Genomic DNA, 18,623 nt, shown 5'->3' on the forward strand with positions numbered 1-18,623 from the left:
AGGTTAAGCGGCTTTGCTTTCGGCCAGCGACACAACGCTGCCCTGGCACAACTCGATGATGCGCGTCGCGGCGCGGGCGGCACCTTCGCCATCCGGCGCGGCCACTTGCTGATGCGGTGCGTAATAGGTCGAAGCTTCGGTGTCTTTTTCCAGTTCGCCCTGGATCAGATCGACGATACGATCACGGTCGTATCCGATATGCGTCGGGAAGCCCAGCAACTCCAGACGACGCAGAGCTTCCAGTTCGTGGTATTCGGACTTGGACGACAACAGGAACAGGGTCGGAATATTCATCGCGGCGATTTCAGTCACGGTGATCCAGCCCGGCGCCGAAATCAGCAGGCTGGCTTCGCGCAGCAGGCCCATCCAGTCCGGGTAGTACGGCACGCAGACGACGCCGTCCTGAGCCTGGATATCCTGACGGCCCAGCAACACCAGTTTCAGTTCCGGATTGCGCTCGCGCAGGATCTTGAAGCTGTCCAGATATGCGGCAAGCAATGCGTCCTTGTTCTCCGCGAACATGGTCGTGCCGCTGATCGAGGCGACAATGAACGGCGAGTCGCCGAGGTTCAGTTGCTCGCGCACGTTCAAACCGGTCTGCACATTGATGTCGCGGATCATCGGGCCGACAAAATGCGCCTTGCCGCTGACCAGTGCTTCGGCCACCGGCGTGCCCTGATCGAGAGAGGCCACATAGGGTTTGTCGGTCAGCACCAGTTGGCTCTGATTGATCATCCAGTTGAACTGGCTGTGCAGCGCGGTTCGGGCGCGGGCCATTTCCAGCGCGTTGACTTCGAAACCGCCGTCGGCCAGATCATGGTCTTCGAGCTGGCAAAGGGTGAAGTCGTAGCGCTCGGTGACGAACACCAGCGGCGTACCGCTGAAAATCGCGGCCAGGCAGGCGGCCATGTTGTAGTCCGACACCAGGGCGGTCGGCTTGTATTCGGCGATCAAGGCCAGGTAAGACAAAATCCGCTCGCCGGACAAGAAGGTGTTGGCGATATAACCGCCAATGTAATTATTCCAGTCGAGTTCTTTCGACAAGTTGCTCTTTTTCGAGTAATCGACCAAACGGCCGGCAATATCCACAACTTCAACGCCGGACTTTTCGAACATCGGCGTGAAGGTCGGCTGCAAGGAAGCCAATGCCACGGTCAATGGCATGTCCGGGCGCTGCTTTTTAATCGCCTGAGCGATGGACAGCGCGCGCATGTTGTGACCGGAACCGGTTGGATTGGGGGCAAATAAAATCATTCTTGAATCTCCATTAGTTGAACAACGCCATGAACCACAGTGTTTTCCAATACATCCCTTATAACCACCGAGTACGGCTTGATAACGGCACCGTCACCAATATTCAGTGGACCTACCAAGATGGCGCCCTCGCCAATAACGCAACGACTTCCAATGCGCACCGGTGCCTCCTCCCAAGGCAGTGAGCGGAACGAATGATCATGAGTGGACGCGACAATCGTGACGCCTTCGGCCAGCTCGCTGAAGGCACCGATGGTCACTCCGCCGGCCGCTTCGATCACCACGCCCGGCGCCAGTCGAGCGCCAGTGCCCAGTTCAATGCCGCCCAGTTGTGACATGCCGCCCTGACGGTTGCTGCGCCCGATCAGGATGCAGTCCCGGGCGATCTCCACCGACGCCCCTCCGCGCAATTCGGCATCGATCAAGGCGTCGTCGCTGATGTCCCAGGTCAGGGTGTCGGGGTTCAGCGACTTGAGCCGCGCGACCGACTGCGTGGACCGATCGAGCATCGACGGCAAGCCCTGGCGCGCCCGGTCCCGGACTTTGACCAGCACCGGTTCCGGGCTCGGCCGGCCGTCCTCGACCACAGTGCGCTGGGCAATGACCCGCGCCGGGCGACCGACGACGATTGCGTCCGGCGGCACATCGGCGGTCACCAACGCGCCAGCCGCCACCACGGCCCCGGCACCGATGGAAACACCGGCAGTCACGGTGGCCTTGGCGCCCACCCAGACGTTTTCGGCAATCCGAACCGGCGACTGCGCCGTCCCCAGGCACTGCGCACCGGTGGCGAACATGCTGGACTTGCCGACCGACGCGTGCTGCAAATCGCATCTGAAACCGATGAAGCAGTCATCGCCGATCTGCACGTTTGTCAGGCGACTGCCGGCACGCACCCAGACGTGCCGGCCAAGCTCACTTGAACTATCAACAGTCGTCGAAACTTCAATTACGTTTATGTCGTCCACAATAAAGCCTCATTCCATTGATGCCGGGCACATAAAATTCCGATAGGCGTGCGTATCCCGCAGATATAAATCCGCCAGTGCACAAATAATTAATTAACTGTTCATTTAAGGCTTCAACTCAAAGCACGCGAGACATTGCGTCCGCGCCACTTATTAACTGTCCGGTTCATTCAACTGTCATTATTCATTAACAACAGATAAAGGTTCACACTTGAGCCAAAGGCCAAGTCAGTTGTCGAGATGAGAAAAAGCCGATTCAAGTCTGTCCGTGACTCAGATGAAGCTCCGTTTTGAGGAATAGTTCTTTAGTACGAATGTTATAGTACAGACGATTTTGTTTTGCAATAGGTGTCAGAATGGTTATCTCGTTTTAGTCTAAAAATTGATTGAACTTTTATAGTGCACGCTTGTACTAAAACCGTCTGATATGCACAGCGATGGTGCGCATTCGCGAGTCACGCAGACTTGCCCCCAGCGCTTACAGGCATCTGGAGGTCGACCCCAGACATTCCGACAGTACCCGCGAAAGCTACGGTGACGGCTCCAATCCCCTTTGGCCTGGAGCCGTCATGCCCGCACCTATCACCGTTCTGCGCGACACCCATCCCCTGCCCGTACTCGACGCCTGTAAATGGGAAAAACTCGAGGGCGACCCGCACACCGTCAACCTCAACGCCTACACCAGCGAAGACGGCAGCAAGATCATGGGCACGTGGATCTGCACGCCGGGCAAGTGGCGGGTGGATTACGTGAAGTGGGAGTACTGCCATTTCCAGGAAGGCTACTGCGTGATTACCCCGGACGGCATGGAGCCGATCCACCTGCGCGCCGGCGACATCTTCGTGGTCGAGCCCGGCATGAAAGGCACTTGGGAAGTCGTCGAGACCGTGCGCAAATATTTCGTGTTCGCCTGATACAAAAAAGCCGGGAAACCACCCGACGTGATTTCCCGGCAACACCTACTGCATTGGATGTGCAGACCTGTGGCGAGCACAGGCCTGACGACGATTACTGCGGCTTGCGATAGCTGTTGATGATCGCCGAGAAGTCCTTGCCACCTTCCCCGCGCTGACTCATCGCCTGATACAACTGCTGCGCCACCGCGCCCAGCACCACTGGCTGATGGGCCTGACGCGCCGCTTCGGTGGCCAGCCCCAGATCCTTGAGCATCAGCTCGGCGCCGAAGCCACCCGTGTAGCCGCGTGAGGCCGGCGCCGTTTCGACGATGCCCGGCCACGGGTTGTACATTTCCGAACTCCAGCAACGCCCGGTCGAGCTGTTGATGATCCCGGCGAGCACGCCAGTGTCGATCCCCAAAGCATCACCCAACGCCATGGCTTCACTGACGCCAACCATAGAAATGGCGAGCAACAGGTTGTTGCAGATCTTGGCGATCTGGCCGGTGCCGACCTCACCGCAATGCACGATGTTGCGGCCCATCTGCGCCAGCACCGGTTGCAGGGTGGCGAACAGTTCCGGGGTAGCACCGACCATGAAGGTCAGCGTCCCGGCCGTGGCGCCGCCAGTGCCGCCGGACACCGGAGCGTCGGCCATGGCCACGCCTTGTTTGGCAGCAGCCGCCGCGACATCGCGTGCCGTCTGCGGATCGATGGTGCTGCAATCCACCGCCGGCACGCCTTTGTCGATCCCGGCGAGCACGCCGTCTTCACCGAGCCAGACGCTGCGCACATGCACCGCCGCCGGCAACATGGTGATCACCAGTTCAGCATCTTCAGCAGCTTCGCGAGCCGAAGCGCGGATGGTGCCGCCCAGTTGCTCGAGTTCCGCCAGCACGGTCTTGTTCAGGTCCACCAGGTTCAGCGAATGCCCGGCCTTGATCAGGTTGCGCGCCATCGGCGCGCCCATGTTGCCCAGCCCGATAAATGCGATTTTCATGACCATTCCTCAACGCAGGTTGATGGTGGTGTTCACGCCGTCGTTGACGCTGTCGTCATCGAACCAGCGCGCCGTGACCGTTTTGGTCTGGGTGTAGAACTGCACCACTTGCTTGCCGTACGGGCCGAGGTCGCCGAGTTTCGAACCGCGCGAACCGGTGAAGCTGAAGAACGGAACCGGTACCGGAATCGGGATGTTGATGCCGACCTGGCCGACGTCGATTTCAGTCTGGAACTTACGCGCCGCCGCACCGCTCTGGGTGAACAGGCCGGTGCCGTTGCCGAACGGGTTGGCGTTGACCAGCGCGATGGCCTGATCGAGGGTGTCGACTTCCAGCACCACCAGCACCGGGCCGAAGATTTCCTGGGTGTAGATCTGCATGTCGGTGGTGACCCCGGAGAACAGGGTCGGACCGACGAAGTTGCCGTGCTCGTAGCCCGGCACGCTGATGTCGCGACCGTCCAGCTCGAGTTTCGCGCCTTCCTTGATGCCGCTTTCGATCAGATCGAGAATTCGCGCCTTGGCCTTTTTCGAAATCACCGGGCCGACGTCGGTGCCCGGCTCGTTGCCGGCGTTGACTTTGAGTTTCTGCGCCAGCGCTTTCAGATCCGGCAGCCACTGTTTGGCCGCGCCCACCAGCACCACCACCGAAGTGGCCATGCAACGTTGACCCGCCGCACCGAAACCGGCACCGACCAAGGCATTGAGCGCTTGCTCGCGATTGGCATCCGGCAGCACCACCGCGTGGTTCTTCGCGCCCATCATCGATTGCACGCGTTTGCCGTGTTTACCGGCCAGGTCATAAACGTGGGTGCCGACGGCGGTCGAACCGACGAACGAAATCGCCTTGATGTCCTTGTGGGTGCACAGGCCGTCAACCACGTCCTTGCCACCATGAACGACGTTAAGTACGCCTGCCGGAATGCCGGCTTCAATCGCCAGCTCCACCAGCAACATGGTCGACAGCGGATCCTGTTCGGATGGTTTGAGGACGAAGGTGTTGCCGCAGGCAATGGCCATCGGGAACATCCACAGCGGAATCATTGCCGGAAAGTTGAACGGGGTGATGCCGGCGCAGACGCCGATCGGCTGACGCAGGGTGTAGGTATCGACGCCGCCGGCGACGTTCTCGGCGAACTCGCCCATCTGCAGGCTGCCGATGGAGCAGGCATGCTCGACCACTTCCAGGCCACGGAAAATATCGCCCTCGGCATCGGCAATGGTCTTGCCCTGCTCGGCACTCAGCACCACGGCGATGCGTTTGGAATGTTCGCGGATCAACGCCTGCAGCTTGAGCATGATGCGCATGCGCGCGCCGATCGGGGTCAGCTTCCAGGTCTGGAAGGCGCGCTGGGCGGCGCTGACGGCAGCGTCGACTTCAGCAGCGGTGGCGAACGGGACTTTGGCCAGCACTTGCTGGGTCGCCGGGTTGACGATGTCGTGCCACTCGGTGGTCTGCGACTCGACCCACTCGCCGTCGATCAGCAGCTTGACCTTCTGGATCGTGGTTTCGTTGGGCGTAAGCGATGCGTTCATGCTGGTCTCCAGAACTTGTTTTTATCTTAGGAGCCAAGGCGAAAGGTTCGCCTTGAGATGAGGCGTGTATCACGAATTGGTTGTCGGACTGTTTTTGGAGTATAGATGTGCAAACTTCTAATAAGAACGCACATATAAGCCCGTCCATCATGCAAAAAAACATCACCTCTCTAGGCTCGCTGAATTGGGATGACCTCAAGTTTTTCCTTGAAGTCGCCCGTACCCGCAAGGCCAGCACGGCGGCCAAACGCCTGGCAGTGGACTACACCACCGTGTCGCGGCGGATTAGTTCGCTGGAAGCGGCGCTCGGTACCTTGCTGTTCGAAAAGTCGCGCACCAGCGGTTTCGTGCTGACTGCCGAAGGCCAGCGCCTGCTGAGTTATGCGGAGTCGATCGAAAGCACGCTGCACATGGCCTGCGAGCAAGTTTCGGGCTCCGGCGTCGCACTGTCCGGGCACGTGCGGATGGGTTGCACCGAAGGTTTCGGCAGCTTCTTCATCACCCCGCAATTGAGCCATTTCGTCGACGCCTACCCGGCGATCTCGGTGGATATCCTGCCGCTGCCGCACTTCATTAGCCTGTCCAAACGCGAGGCCGATATCGTCATCGCCCTCGAGCGCCCGGAACACGGGCCGTACGTGTGCTGCAAACTCTGCGACTACCGCTTGCAGCTGTACGCGACCCAGGAATATCTCGACAAACACCCGCCGATCCGCCGCCCCGCCGACCTGGGCAAGCATCAATTCATCAGTTACGTGGATGACCTGGCGTTCAGCTCGGAGCTGCTGTATCTGGCGAACGTGTTGCCCGGTGCCAGCGCCAATTTACGCAGCACCAGCGTGATTGCGCAGTTCGTGGCGGCGCAGCAGGGGCGCTCATTGGCGATTCTGCCGTGCTTTCTCGCGGCTCAGGATCCGCGCCTGTTGCCGGTGCTGCCGGAGGAAATCGATATCACCCGGCAGTTCTGGATGTACTGCCGGGAGGATCTGCGCAAGCTCAAGCGGATCACCCTGTTGTGGGATTACATCCGTGAGGTGACCGAGCGCAATCAGGCGCTGTTGATGGGTGAAACTCGCGAGATGCAGTTCGCCGACTAATCGGCGCTGACCACGATCGACACCCGGCGGTTTTCGGTGCGGCCGGCGGCGGTATCGTTGGAGGCGACCGGTTCGCGGCTGCCGAGGCCTTGCAACTGGATGTTCTCTTCTTTCATGCCGACCGAGGTCAGCACTTTGCCGACGCTTTTCGCGCGACGCAATGACAGCTGCTGGTTATAGGTTTCCTTGCCCGAAGCGTCGGTGTGGCCATCCACTCGTACCCGTTCGATGCCGACACCCAGCAAGGCTTTACCGATACGCTCGACGATTTCGGTACTTTGCTGATTCAGGCTTTCGACATCGCTGCCAAACAATACTTTGCCCGACAGGCCAAACTCCCAGCCGTCATCGGTCAGCTCGAAGCCTTGCTGCTTGAGAACCGCGACCTGGGCCGGCGTCAGGCCTTTTTGCGGGGCGGTCTGGCAACCGGTCAGGGCCAGCATGGCCGTCAGCAACAGGGTGGAAAACAGTCGAAAGGAAAGTGAGGACACGGGCATCAGCTCCTGGTTTGAACGGAATCGACCGGGTACTCCGTCCCGGCCGTGAATTGGGCGCCGCGCGACAAACGCTTGGCTTGATACATCGCGGCATCGGCCGCATCAAGCAAGGTGCCAGGCGTGACGCCATGATCGGGGTAAACCGCGATGCCGATACTGAGCGACGTCACGACACTGCTGTCGCCCGGCAGCGCAATCGGGGTGTCCATGCTGGCGAGGATCTTGTCGGCAATGCGTTCGGCGTCTTCGGTCTTGTGCAAGGGCGTGAGCAGAACGGCGAACTCGTCACCGCCCAGACGCGCCACCAGATCCTCTTCACGCAACTGCGCCCGCACCCGATTCGCCACCGCCACCAGCACGGCATCGCCAGCGGCATGACCGAAGTTGTCGTTGATGTCCTTGAAACGGTCGCTGTCGAGAAACAGCACCGCCACTTGCTCATTCAACTTGTGGGCATTGCGCAGAGCACGGATCAGGCGGCCTTCGAAAAAGGCCCGGTTCGGCAACCCGGTAAGGCTGTCATGGCTGGCCTGATGGGCGAGGGTTTCGTTCTCGCTCTGCAAGTGGGTTTGCCAGGATTCGAGTTCATCGAGCAGGGCATTGAAGTCGGTGCCGAGGTTGTCCAGTTCGGCAATTTTTGCCCGTGGCACCCGTCGATCCAGTGCCCGCTCGCTGCGGGCCGCATGCGCCACCGCCGCCAGGCTGTGCAACGGGCCGATGATCCTGCGCAACTGACGCTGCGCCAGGTACAGCGCGACCCAGGCGCTGATCGCCGTGCAGAGAATGATCCCCGCCAGACCGCTCAACAGAAAACGCATCAGGCTGCCACCGTGGCCGATCAGCAAGATCCGCCCGATCTCGCGATCCTGATGCTGGATCGGCAGGTTGATGGGTTTTTCCAGAATGACTCGCGCGACCTGCATCTCCAGCTCGGAAATCAGGCCGTTCTCCGGACGCTGCCAGCGTGCGAGCAATTGGCCCTGAGTGTCCAGCACCTGGGCATCGGCCACTTCTTCGGTCGAGGCGATCAACGCCAGCGCTTCGGTCGCGGCGGCCTTGTCGTTGAACACCACGGCGGCTTCCACGGTGTAACTGATCGAGCGGGCGATCAAGTGCAGGTTGTGATCGGCATAGACCCGCAGCGCCAGCACCCCGAGCAGCGTCAGCGACACACTGGCCATTGCCACGGCGACCAGCGCCACAATCAGGTTGCCACGGCCGATGACCGAGCCGAGGGTCGGGCGCCCTGTGGATTTGTCGCGTCTCATGGCACCGCCGGTTTGCGGCGCGACAACTGCAGCACGCTGGGGTGAATGCGCACACCGCTACGAGCGACGGAGTCGAGATTGACCTCGAACGACACTTGTTCATCACCAACCCGCAGGCAGAACAGACTGCCGACCGTGCATTGATCGCCGCCTTCGCTGATGCTCAGCACCGGATGGCCGATCAGGGACGCGAACAGCCGGCTGCGTTCGTCTGTGGTGAGTTTGCCGATATAGACCGCGTCGCACTCGCTGACGATGGCTGGATTGTCGGCCAACAACCGGCGCACGATGACCGGACGGCCCGTGGCCTGGGTCGTGCCCTTGACCAGGTCATCGGTGTATTCGGTCGGGCCGACGATGCACAGGCGCAACTGCGCCGGCTCTACCGGCCAGCGCGCGTAACTGAGGATACCGAGGACAACCTGAGTGACGGATTTGGCCCGCTGTTCGGCCATCCCCGCAGGGGCTGGAGTCTGGGCAGCGGCCACACCCGTGAGCAAACAGAGTGCAACGGCAAGCAATGCCGGCTTGCAGACAACTACGCGCTCTGTCGCCCAGACAGCCACCTTCATGCAGGGATTCTCTTGGATCGTTACGAAATGATGCCGCAACGATAGCACAGCGCTGGAACACCAGCGATACAGCGACCTCTGACCGGTCGGTCAATAATCGTCAGTCATCCAGGCACCTTCATCCTCAAGGCGCCCCTGCTTCTTCCAGTTCCAGCATCAGTCCGCTCAAGCGCTTCACCTTGCGTTGTACTGCCTCTTCAAATACGCCATTGCGGGGTTCGATCAAGGTGAACCAGTCCTTGGCCCGAGTAATTCCGGTGTATATCAGTTCCTTGGTCAACACGGGGTTCAGGGCGTCCGGCAGGATCAGCGCGGTATGGGCAAACTCCGAGCCCTGTGACTTGTGCACGGTCATGGCGTACACGGTCTCGACATCATTGAGCCGGCTCGGCAACACGAAACGCACCCCACCGCGCCCGTCGTTACGCGGGAACGCCACTCGCAACACCGACTTACCGGCATCCGGGCCATCGCGCTCGGGGAGTTTCAAGGCGATACCGATGTCACCGTTCATCAGCCCGAGGCCATAGTCGTTTCGAGTCATCAACACCGGCCGGCCTTCGTACCATTGCTGGTCGCTCTCGATCAGCCGCGCCTTGAGCAATGCATCGGTGATGCGCTGATTAAGCCCCTCAACACCCCACGGCCCTTTGCGCACTGCGCACAACAACTGGAAGGTATCGAAGGCCCGCAGGACGTCACGCGCCCAATCGACCCAACCCGGGTTCTCGAGCGGCGTTCCGCTCACCGGACGTCGATCGCGCAAAATGCTCAGATAGTGTCGATAACCGTGGGGGCCTTCGCCGTGTCCATCGAGCACCAGGTGCTCAAGTTTCCGGTCGTGCTCGTTCTGAAGTGGCAACGAAAACACATCGCCATGGGTTTTGGCATCCAGCAACTGGCGAGCCTCGTCCGAGAGTTGCTTATTCACCCGTCGCGCCAGTTGACCGATGCCGCTGCCCTCGCCGAAACGCCGTGAGTGACGCAACATCACCACTTGCTGGGCCAGCGGGTGCGAGCTGTCACTGCCTTCTTGCAAACCGCTGTCCTGCAGGGATTCGCCGCTCACCTGCTCCAGCCACTGGCGAGTCTGCGGACTGTACCAACCCGCTTCGGCATCACGGCACAAATCGCCCAGCACCGCGCCAGCCTCCACCGAGGCCAGTTGATCCTTGTCGCCCAGCAACACCAGTCGAGCATGAGGCGGCAAGGCATCAAGCAGATTGGCCATCATTTCCAGGTCGATCATGGATGCTTCATCGACCACCAGTACATCCAGTGGCAGGCGGTTACCGGCATGGTGGCGAAAGTGCCGCGTGCCGGGACGGCTGCCAAGCAGGCGGTGTACCGTGGTCACCTCGGTCGGGATTTTTTCCCGGACACTGTCAGCGACCTTCAGCGACTGCACCTGCTGACTGATGGACTCGGTCAGCCGCGCCGCCGCTTTACCGGTAGGCGCCGCGAGCCGAATGCGCAGTGGCTGATGAGCCTCGACCGCAGGTGCCTGGAGCAACGCCAGCAAACGGACCACCGTCGTCGTCTTGCCGGTGCCCGGGCCGCCCGTGATGATGCTGAAGGCACTCCGAGTAGCCAGGGCGCAGGCGAGTTTCTGCCAGTCGATGACATCCGCACGCTGGGCCGGATCGAACAGTGCGTCCAACCGCCGAGCAAGATCGGGTGGTGTCGCTTCCTGCTCCGCGAGTCGCTGACGCAGTGCGCTGTCGATACGCCGCTCGTAGGCCCAATAGCGCCGCAAGTACAAGCGTTTGCCGGACAACACCAGCGGGCGCTCCTGAGCCAACGCACCTTCGTCGGCGGCCAGTGCCACCAGCGAACTGCCGGCCAGTACATTGCACCAGTGCGCCCCGTCGAGTGTTTCAAGCAGCTGCGATGGCAGCAGCAATGCACCGGGTTGCATGTCCCCTTCCGGAGGCAAAGACAGGGCGAAATCCGGCGCCTTGAGGGTTTCAAACAGATCCAGGCACACATGTCCATGGCCGAGCTGGTGACTGGTCAATGCGGCGGCGAGCAACACCAGCGGATCGACATCGGGTGCCAATTCATGAAGAAAAGCCACGAATGCCTTGTCCAGTGCCCGCAGCCATCCGCGCTCGACCCAGCGGGTGAGCAATAGCAGCAGATCATCGGCACAGGTGAGAGGTGTCAGCTGCGCGAGGCTGTCGGCGGTCAGCGGCGTGGGCAGCAGGTCGGCGAACGTCCGATTCATAGCAATTCTCCCTGCACCCACGCGGGCTCGGCCCTGGGTTGCGGTTTACCCTGGAACATGATGTCCAGACGCTCGATCAGCTCCCGTGGTGGGCGTGCGAAGTAAACGCCACCACCAGGCGCCCGAGTTCCACGCAGAAACAGATACAACGCGCCGCCGATATGCCGGTCGTAGTCGTAATCGGCGAGCCGCGCCTTGAGCTGACGATGCAGTGCCAACAGGTACAGCACGTATTGCAGGTCGTAACGGTTGTCGAGAATTGACTGCTCCATGGCCCGTTCGGTGTACGCGGCGTCATCGACGCCCAGCCAGTTGGATTTGTAATCGGCCACGTAGTACCGGCCCTCGTGCTCGAACGTCAGGTCGATAAAGCCTTTGAACATACCATTGAGTTGCACCGCTTCGGCGCCGACCCGGGCCACACCGTTGTGAGTGAATTGACGCACCTGTTCGTCGAGCTTGAGCACGTCGACCTTGTGGCTGGCGAACCAGAACTCCATCTCGACCCGATATTGCTTCAATTGCTCAAGCACCACTGGCGGTTGGTCGAGGCCCGCAGGCAGTGGCAGTTTGAGCAAGTGTTGCAACCAGTCGCCGAGGGTGGTGATCCAGCCCTCCCAGCCCCGTCGATTGCAACGCCGGGCGATCGCATCATCGAGCGACTCGCGGGTGACCGCGAAGCCCTCCTCACCCGCCCACTCGAGCAAACCGTGAAGAAACGTTCCCGGATTCGGTCCACGAGGGAAACGGTGAATATCAGCTCCGCCGGCGATGATCTCGCGCGGTGCTTCAGGATCGAGGCGTTCGTCGTCGAACAGCTTTTGCGCTTGCGGACTGTCGGGGGCTTCGTCGTTGCCAACGCTCAGCACGTCACTGATGCGCAAGGCACTGTACGAAGCGATCCACCAGTTCTCGCTGGCCCTGCGGCTCGGTAAAAGGGTGGCACGCAGCGTGGCTTCGTTACGCGGAGGCTGGTAAACCTCGCTGGTGGCTTGTGGCATTTCAACAACGCTCAGCGCCGAACAATCCTGTTGCAGATCGTCCAGCCAGCGGGCCAATCCGCTGGATTCATTCAACGTTACGCCGCCGCCCAACAGATAGCCCAGTGCAGAAAGGTGCAGCACCGAGCTGCTGTGATTGCCTCGCTTGAGATCCGTCACCCCAAGCCAGCAAGCGTGTTGTGCGCGGGTCAGCGCGACGTAGAGCAAACGCAGATCCTCTGCCAGGCGTTCGGTGTCCGCCACAGCGATCAGTTCCGCGTCGGGCTTCAGGCTGATGCGAGCCTTGCCGGATTCATCGTGGTAGTGCAGCGGCAATCGACTGCCATCCACCGGCTTAGCCGAACAGATGAAAGGCAGGAACACCAACGGGTACTCGAGCCCCTTGGATTTGTGAATGGTCACGACCTTGACCAGTTGTTCGTCGCTTTCAAGACGCAGGATCTGCTCTTCACCTGCCTGCCCAGACAGCGACAGATGCTCGGCCAGATGGCGGATCAGTGCCTGCTCGCCATCGAGTTCCGACGCGGCCTGTTGCAACAACTCCGACAGGTGCAAAAGGTTGGTCAGCACCCGCTCACCATCACTGCGGGCAATGAGCATCTGCGGCAGTTGAAAGTCGTGCAGCAGGCGCCGCAGCATCGGCAGCACCCCTTGCTTGCGCCACAGTTCACGATAACCGCGGAACTGCATGACCCGGGTTTCCCAGACCAGTTCGTCCTGATTCAGACGCTCCAGCTCAGCCAGCGGCAGATTCAGCGTGATGCACGCCAGCGCCGCTTTCAGGGAGCGCTCGACATCCGGCTCGGCGCACGCCTTGAGCCACGACAACAGGTCATGGGCTTCCTGTGCGGCAAAGACCGAGTCCTTGTCCGACAGATAAACGCTGCGGACTCCACGCGCTGCGAGCTCACCGCGTATCGCCTGCGCCTCTTTACCGTCGCGCACCAGGATCGCAATGTCCGCTGGCCGCAGTCCACGCCAATCCTTGCCCTCCTGCGCAAACCCGACGCGACCGGTCTGCCCGCCATTGAGCAGGGCTGTGATCTCACTGGCGCAGGCTGCCGCCAACTGCTGGCGATAAACTGCCCCGGACAGTGGCTTGTCGGTAGATAGATGCCAGATGTTCAGCGCCGGTACGTCCAGCCCGGCTACCTGCAAATGTTCTTTGCGTCCCTGCGCCTCCACAGGCTGGAACGGCACCGGGTTATCGCCGTTTTTCTCTCGGAACAGAAACGCCCCGCGCCCTTGCTCACGGGCCTCGGCACGCTCGAACACATGGTTGACCGCACGGACCATCCCGTGACTGGAACGGAAGTTCGTGCCCAGGGTATGCAGGCGTCCGGTTGTGGCCTGGCGGGCTCGCAGGTAGGTGTAGATATCCGCGCCACGGAAGGCATAGATCGCCTGCTTGGGGTCGCCAATCAGGAACAGCCCGGTCTCGGGGTTATTCTCTTCAATGCGATAGATGCTTTCGAAAATCCGGTACTGCACCGGATCCGTGTCTTGGAATTCATCGATCAAAGCTACGGGGAACTGCTCGCGAATAAGCGTGGCGAGACGCTCCCCGCCGTCGGACTGCAAGGCCGCATCCAGACGCAGCAGCATGTCGTCGAAACCCATTTCGGCTCGACGGCGCTTCTCATCTTCAAAGCGAGCACCGACCCATTTGGCAGCATGCTGCAGCACCGCCGCATCGGGCGTCGGCAAATTGTCGAGACTCGACTTGAGCACAGGCATGGCATCCAGGCCCGGGTGACTCGGCGGCTCGCCCTTCCAGGCTTCAGCCATGCCCTCCGGTGTGAGCCGGGCGAACCCGGTGCCGATATCCAATTGTTCGAGCGTCTCGTCCTCAGCCCAGGCCTTGAGCTTTTCAAACCAGGGTTCGAAATAGCGGGCCTGCATCTTGCGCCCATCCACCGTTTTGTTGGCGACACCCTGATGGCAGATAGCGAGCAACTCATCGGACCACTGCCGCCATGGTCCCTTCAACTCCACCAATGCCGCACGGCGTTCCTGCTGGCATTCTTCGATCAGTTCGGATGGCGTCTGGTCTGAGTTCCCTTCGCGCTCGGTGCCAAACAGCCCCCGTATACGCGGCAACAGGGCCGCCGGCCCTCCCCAGTGACTGCGGACCCAGCTCAAGGCGTCGCCCTGCATCGGGTAGCAGAACAGCCGCCAATAATCGCGCAACACTTCGCCGAGCAGGTCGCTGTGATCGGTTTCCAGGGTCTGGGTAAACAGACTGCCGCTGTCGAACGCATGCTCGCGCAGCATTCGCTGACACCAACTGTGGATCGTCGAGACCGCGGCCTCGTCCATCCATTGCGCAGCGATGTCCAGGCGATTGGCGCAGCCGGGCCATTGTTGCGGATCGAACTCTGCACGCAGTTCATCGATCAGCGCATCAGGGGCAGGCGTCTCGTCACGAAAGAAACGGGCGGCCTCGGCCAGACGCGTGCGTATGCGCTCGCGCAGTTCTTTGGTGGCTGCGTCGGTGAAGGTCACCACGAGAATCTGCGGGGGCAACAGCTCTCGACCGAAACCACTCGCCTCGCCTCCGTGGCCAAGGATCAACCGCAGATACAACGCCGAAATAGTAAACGTCTTGCCAGTGCCCGCGCTGGCTTCGATCAGTTGGCTGCCCCTTAACGGGAATGCCAGCGCGAGCGGCTGTTGATTGCTCATGCGCCTGCCTCCTCGAGGGTCCATGAGCGCCAAGGTGCCTCGAGCAGCGGGCGATAAAGCGCATCACACCAACCGGAGAAGGTTTCATCCGCCTGCAGTGCATCGTAGTCGGGGAACTGTCGGGCCAGAGCCGGGCTTTCGCGACGTTCACCTTCGCTGGTCTGACCATCCCCTTCATAGGCTTTACGGGCAGCCGCTTCAGCCTTGACCGGATCGGTCTGTGCCAGCCACGCAAAAGCCGTTTTCACCGCGACCGGCAGCGGCTGGCGCATGCCCGTCTGCCAGGCGAGCAGCAGATCCTCAAGAATTCGCCCCGCTCGAGTTGGTTCCAGAGGATCAAGAAGGAGCGTGTCATCACTGGCCACCAGTGCGGTCGTCAGGGAAAGCCCACTGGCACACGCGACAAGGTGACTGACCCATGATTTGGTCATGCGATGCCATTTGCGGCTCTTGATCGAGCCTATGCTGTTGGGGATCGTCGTGACCGACAGCACGCCGCCATCGGCGCGCCGGTGCAAACTGCCCAGCCATCCCTCCAGACGCAGTTCCTGCCATTCAAAATTGACCGGTAGCGCGTTGGTCAATGGCATTGGCCATAACGCCAACAGCTGTTGATAGCGTTGCAACAAGTCTGGCAAAGGTTCGATCAACTCTCGCTGAAGGCACTCACCGAATCCGGCCATGGGCAACAGTCCGCTGTTTTGCAGGCGACGGGCCTGAGACTCGAGTGCCTGACCAACATTGTCCGGGTGTCTCAAGGCGGCCCCGAGCAAGCTGTCGCTGAGCATGTATCGCTGCAACGCATCCAGCACAAAGGGTTCCTCGTCAGCCTGAGGTACCTGCGCCGCTTCGAAGTAAACTTTGAGGCGCTGAGTGAAAAAGTGTCGGACCGGATTGCGCAGGAAGTCCTGCAACAGCTCCAGGCTCAACGGCTCCTCCTGGACATGCGGGTCAAGCATTGTTACGACGTCGTTCCGTTCGTGACGTTGATGCAGCACCTGCCATTCGCTGGCGTAGCTGAACAATTTGTCTTCGTCGTGGAAGTAGCGCGAACTGAATGGCTGCAACGGATGCTCCTGGGTCATGGCAATCAGGAGATCCTCGTTGTCGTCAGCCGATCGCCATCCATTGGCGAGATGATCGCGCAACTGGCCGATCAACACAGAGGCTGGCCGATCACTGTTGTCGCGAATGCTGCGACCGACCCAACTGATGTAGAGCTGATGACGAGCGGACAAGAGTGCCTCTAGCAGAAGATAACGATCATCCTCACGACGGGAACGATCTCCCGGCCGGTAGTCGCTGCCCATGAGATCGAAGTCCAACGGTGGTTGAGCGCGTGGATAATCGCCATCGTTCATACCCAACAGACAAACCAGTCTGAACGGAATCGCGCGCATCGGCATCAGCGTGCAAAAGTTAACGGCTCCGGCCAGAAAGCGCTGCGACAGACGCCCCTGATCCAGCCCTGCCAGCCAGGCCTCACGGACGACGGTCAGTGGCAGCTCGTCCAGCAGACCGACGGCTTCGCAGGTTTCCAGCCAGGTTTCGCGCAACTCCTCGAGTTGAGCCAGCAGGTAGTCGTCATGCTCGTCTTCGGGTTTGAAAAAAAGCTGCATCAACGCCTGAAGCCGATACCCCCACTCCTGTGGCTGTGCAGGCCTCATCAGTTGCTGATACGAGAGTTCCAGTGCATCCAGCAATGCTACCAACGGGCCGATCAGCGCGGCATCGAGACCACCGATTTCGTCGTACGGCTCGATATCCCCACAGGCGCCGGAACTGCCGACGGCATAACCGAGCAGCATCCGGCGCAAGCCAAAGCGCCAACTGTTTTGCTCCAACTCGTCGGGCAATCCCAGCTCGGCACGTTGCCCGGCATCGATGCCCCAACGCACCCCAGCCCCCTCGATCCAGCGATGCAGGGTCGGCAAGTCTCGCTCCTGCACACCAAACCTGGCGCGTAACGCAGGAACGTCGAGCAAGTCGAGGATCTCACTGACGGGAAAACGGCTATCCGGCAGCTTGAGCAGATGCTCGACCGCGATCAGCAATGGATCTCGTCCGCGTTGCCCCTGATCGGCCATGGTGAAGGGAATGAAGCGTGGGTCATGACGATCCAGCTGACCAAAGACGGCGCGGATATGCGGCGCATAGCTATCGATGTCAGGCACCATCACGATCACGTCGCGCGGGCGTAATTGAGGGTTGGCACTGAAACGTGCCAGCAACTGGTCGTGGAGAATCTCCACTTCGCGCTGGGCGCTATGGGCAATATGAAAGCGGATCGAATCGTCTTGAGTCAGATCGACTGCCGGCCAGCGCGCTCGAGTCTCGCTGAGTGGCCGCAGTTCCAGAATATCGTCCTGTAACTGATTGAGCATGTTCTCCGGCTGGGTTTCGCTGAACAGATCGATACGCCCGTTACGAAATGCTGCGCGATAGCTGTCAGGCTCGTCGTAGCTGTCGAGAAGGTTGATGTAATCACGACCTTGCTTACCCCATGCAGCGAGGAGCGGGTGAGCATGTTGGTGGAGTGATTCCGAGTCCAGCACCACAGGCATGCCGTTTTTGCGGGCTTGTCGCTTGTACTGATGACGTAGTAGATCCTTGTCGGCAACGATATCGGCCCAGTGATAACGACAGGGGTTATGGACGCACAACAAAACCTGGCTGAAACGGGAAAGCCCGGCCAACGCTTCCAGTACTTGTGCGGGCAACGAGGAAATTCCAAAAACGATCACTCGCTGGGGAAGTCCGGACGGTGCGCTTTCAAGACTGTTGATGCGCTCCATGAATCGCTGGTGCACGCCTGCCCGACTTTGGGCCATGCCTTGCTCGCCCACATCGTCCAGCAGGGCGCGCCACAACTCTGCCTGCCAGCAACTGGACGCTGGGAGCGGCTTCGCTTCACCTCTTACATTGCGAAGCTGATGATGCCCCTCTGCCCAGTCCTCAAGCCAATCAGCGCGGTAAACCTGATATTGGTCGAAGAGGTCAGCCAAGCGTTCGGACAACTGGTAACGCTTGCGCAGATCGGTGTCATGGGTGAGAAAGCGTTGCAGCGGTTCGAAATGCGGCCGGTTGATGACCTGTGGCAACAGGCGCATCAGACGCCAGGTCAACGGTGCCTTGTCGAGCAGCGACTTTGCCGGAATTTCCTCTCGGCCCAGCACCATCCGGTAAAGCTGCCACATGAAACTGCCCGGCAGTTGCACATCAATTGCGGCGGCGATACCACAGCCGCCTAAGTCGTCTGCTTCAGGATCCTCAGCCAGTGCCAGCTTGAGCCATTGAGCGATGCCGTTGCTCTGTACGAGTGCAATTTCGTTCTCCAAGGGAGCCAGTGGATAACGCCTCATGATGCTGATCACAAGGCTGCGCAGTTCATCCAGGCTATTGCTCTGAACGACCATGAATGCAGCGTTGAGGGACTGGGTGTCCGGCATGAAGGCTTCCTTGGAAAAGTACAAAAGCTAGGACTGAACCTTAGCATTGTCGGCTGGCGAGGACAGCCGCAAGGCGTCCGAGAATGCCGTACGAACTTTCCTGCGGGCAAAACAAAACCCCAACTGCTTTCGCAATTGGGGTTTCGGAATTTAATCTTGACGATGACCTACTC

Annotated in this window: 12 protein-coding genes; 2 read left to right on the forward strand and 10 right to left on the reverse strand. The window is 60.3% G+C overall.

The window, feature by feature from the left end:
* Nucleotides 1-3: 3 nt before the first annotated feature.
* A complete protein-coding gene (locus tag ACKUG4_RS08980; protein ID WP_445433840.1) occupies nucleotides 4-1,254 on the reverse strand; it encodes a glycosyltransferase family 28 protein in 1,251 nt (416 codons plus the stop codon).
* Nucleotides 1,251-2,150: an acyltransferase gene (locus ACKUG4_RS08985; RefSeq protein WP_445433841.1), complete on the reverse strand. Its 900-nt coding sequence runs from the start codon at nucleotides 2,148-2,150 to the stop codon at nucleotides 1,251-1,253. Before ACKUG4_RS08985 ends, ACKUG4_RS08980 begins: the two co-directional genes overlap by 4 nt.
* Before the next feature lie 641 nt (nucleotides 2,151-2,791).
* Here ACKUG4_RS08985 and ACKUG4_RS08990 point away from each other — a divergent pair.
* Entirely contained in the window at nucleotides 2,792-3,136 is a 345-nt protein-coding gene (locus tag ACKUG4_RS08990) for a cupin domain-containing protein (RefSeq protein WP_007953863.1), read from the forward strand.
* A gap of 94 nt (nucleotides 3,137-3,230) precedes the next feature.
* Here ACKUG4_RS08990 and mmsB read toward each other — a convergent pair whose 3' ends face one another.
* Both mmsB and ACKUG4_RS09000 read right to left on the reverse strand, forming a co-directional pair.
* On the reverse strand, nucleotides 3,231-4,118 hold the full coding sequence (gene mmsB / locus ACKUG4_RS08995; protein WP_445433842.1) for a 3-hydroxyisobutyrate dehydrogenase: 888 nt from the start codon (nucleotides 4,116-4,118) through the stop codon (nucleotides 3,231-3,233).
* A gap of 9 nt (nucleotides 4,119-4,127) precedes the next feature.
* Complete coding sequence (locus tag ACKUG4_RS09000; protein ID WP_445433843.1) at nucleotides 4,128-5,654, reverse strand: CoA-acylating methylmalonate-semialdehyde dehydrogenase; 1,527 nt, start codon at nucleotides 5,652-5,654, stop codon at nucleotides 4,128-4,130.
* Between the two features lie 149 nt (nucleotides 5,655-5,803).
* Here ACKUG4_RS09000 and ACKUG4_RS09005 point away from each other — a divergent pair, with 149 nt between their 5' ends.
* Nucleotides 5,804-6,751 carry a LysR family transcriptional regulator gene (locus tag ACKUG4_RS09005; protein WP_039772937.1) on the forward strand — a complete coding sequence of 316 codons (948 nt, stop codon included), beginning with the start codon at nucleotides 5,804-5,806 and terminating at the stop codon, nucleotides 6,749-6,751.
* On the opposite strand, the gene yfiB is transcribed toward ACKUG4_RS09005, so the two are convergent.
* The 6 genes from yfiB to recC all read right to left on the reverse strand — a co-directional run bounded on the left by yfiB (nucleotide 6,748) and on the right by recC (nucleotide 18,450).
* On the reverse strand, nucleotides 6,748-7,248 hold the full coding sequence (gene yfiB / locus ACKUG4_RS09010; protein WP_064593291.1) for an outer membrane lipoprotein YfiB: 501 nt from the start codon (nucleotides 7,246-7,248) through the stop codon (nucleotides 6,748-6,750). The genes ACKUG4_RS09005 and yfiB overlap by 4 nt on opposite strands.
* The gene (gene dgcN / locus ACKUG4_RS09015) at nucleotides 7,248-8,516 is read right to left on the reverse strand and encodes a diguanylate cyclase DgcN/YfiN (protein ID WP_210710974.1); all 1,269 of its coding nucleotides are present in this window, start codon (nucleotides 8,514-8,516) and stop codon (nucleotides 7,248-7,250) included. The genes yfiB and dgcN overlap by 1 nt, the downstream gene beginning before the upstream one ends.
* Nucleotides 8,513-9,088 carry a regulatory sequestration protein YfiR gene (gene yfiR / locus ACKUG4_RS09020; RefSeq protein WP_064593289.1) on the reverse strand — a complete coding sequence of 192 codons (576 nt, stop codon included), beginning with the start codon at nucleotides 9,086-9,088 and terminating at the stop codon, nucleotides 8,513-8,515. Before yfiR ends, dgcN begins: the two co-directional genes overlap by 4 nt.
* 124 nt (nucleotides 9,089-9,212) lie before the next feature.
* Nucleotides 9,213-11,315, reverse strand: coding sequence for an exodeoxyribonuclease V subunit alpha (gene recD, locus ACKUG4_RS09025; RefSeq protein ID WP_445433844.1), 2,103 nt, complete (start codon nucleotides 11,313-11,315; stop codon nucleotides 9,213-9,215).
* The gene (gene recB / locus ACKUG4_RS09030; protein WP_445433845.1) at nucleotides 11,312-15,001 is read right to left on the reverse strand and encodes an exodeoxyribonuclease V subunit beta; all 3,690 of its coding nucleotides are present in this window, start codon (nucleotides 14,999-15,001) and stop codon (nucleotides 11,312-11,314) included. Before recB ends, recD begins: the two co-directional genes overlap by 4 nt.
* A complete protein-coding gene (recC, locus tag ACKUG4_RS09035; protein ID WP_445433846.1) occupies nucleotides 14,998-18,450 on the reverse strand; it encodes an exodeoxyribonuclease V subunit gamma in 3,453 nt (1,150 codons plus the stop codon). The genes recB and recC overlap by 4 nt, the downstream gene beginning before the upstream one ends.
* Nucleotides 18,451-18,623: the final 173 nt, after the last annotated feature.

Source organism: Candidatus Pseudomonas auctus (assembly GCF_048654275.1).
Lineage (GTDB): Bacteria > Pseudomonadota > Gammaproteobacteria > Pseudomonadales > Pseudomonadaceae > Aquipseudomonas > Aquipseudomonas pharyngis.

Excerpts from the sequence above, each read along its gene's own strand:
- ACKUG4_RS08980 (WP_445433840.1), bottom strand. The coding sequence starts at position 1,254 with ATGATTTTATTTGCCCCCAATCCAACCGGTTCCGGTCACAACATGCGC.
- ACKUG4_RS08990 (WP_007953863.1), top strand. The coding sequence starts at position 2,792 with ATGCCCGCACCTATCACCGTTCTGCGCGACACCCATCCCCTGCCCGTA.
- mmsB (WP_445433842.1), bottom strand. The coding sequence starts at position 4,118 with ATGAAAATCGCATTTATCGGGCTGGGCAACATGGGCGCGCCGATGGCG.
- ACKUG4_RS09000 (WP_445433843.1), bottom strand. The coding sequence starts at position 5,654 with ATGAACGCATCGCTTACGCCCAACGAAACCACGATCCAGAAGGTCAAG.
- ACKUG4_RS09005 (WP_039772937.1), top strand. The coding sequence starts at position 5,804 with ATGCAAAAAAACATCACCTCTCTAGGCTCGCTGAATTGGGATGACCTC.
- yfiB (WP_064593291.1), bottom strand. The coding sequence starts at position 7,248 with ATGCCCGTGTCCTCACTTTCCTTTCGACTGTTTTCCACCCTGTTGCTG.
- dgcN (WP_210710974.1), bottom strand. The coding sequence starts at position 8,516 with ATGAGACGCGACAAATCCACAGGGCGCCCGACCCTCGGCTCGGTCATC.
- yfiR (WP_064593289.1), bottom strand. The coding sequence starts at position 9,088 with ATGAAGGTGGCTGTCTGGGCGACAGAGCGCGTAGTTGTCTGCAAGCCG.
- recD (WP_445433844.1), bottom strand. The coding sequence starts at position 11,315 with ATGAATCGGACGTTCGCCGACCTGCTGCCCACGCCGCTGACCGCCGAC.
- recB (WP_445433845.1), bottom strand. The coding sequence starts at position 15,001 with ATGAGCAATCAACAGCCGCTCGCGCTGGCATTCCCGTTAAGGGGCAGC.
- recC (WP_445433846.1), bottom strand. The coding sequence starts at position 18,450 with ATGCCGGACACCCAGTCCCTCAACGCTGCATTCATGGTCGTTCAGAGC.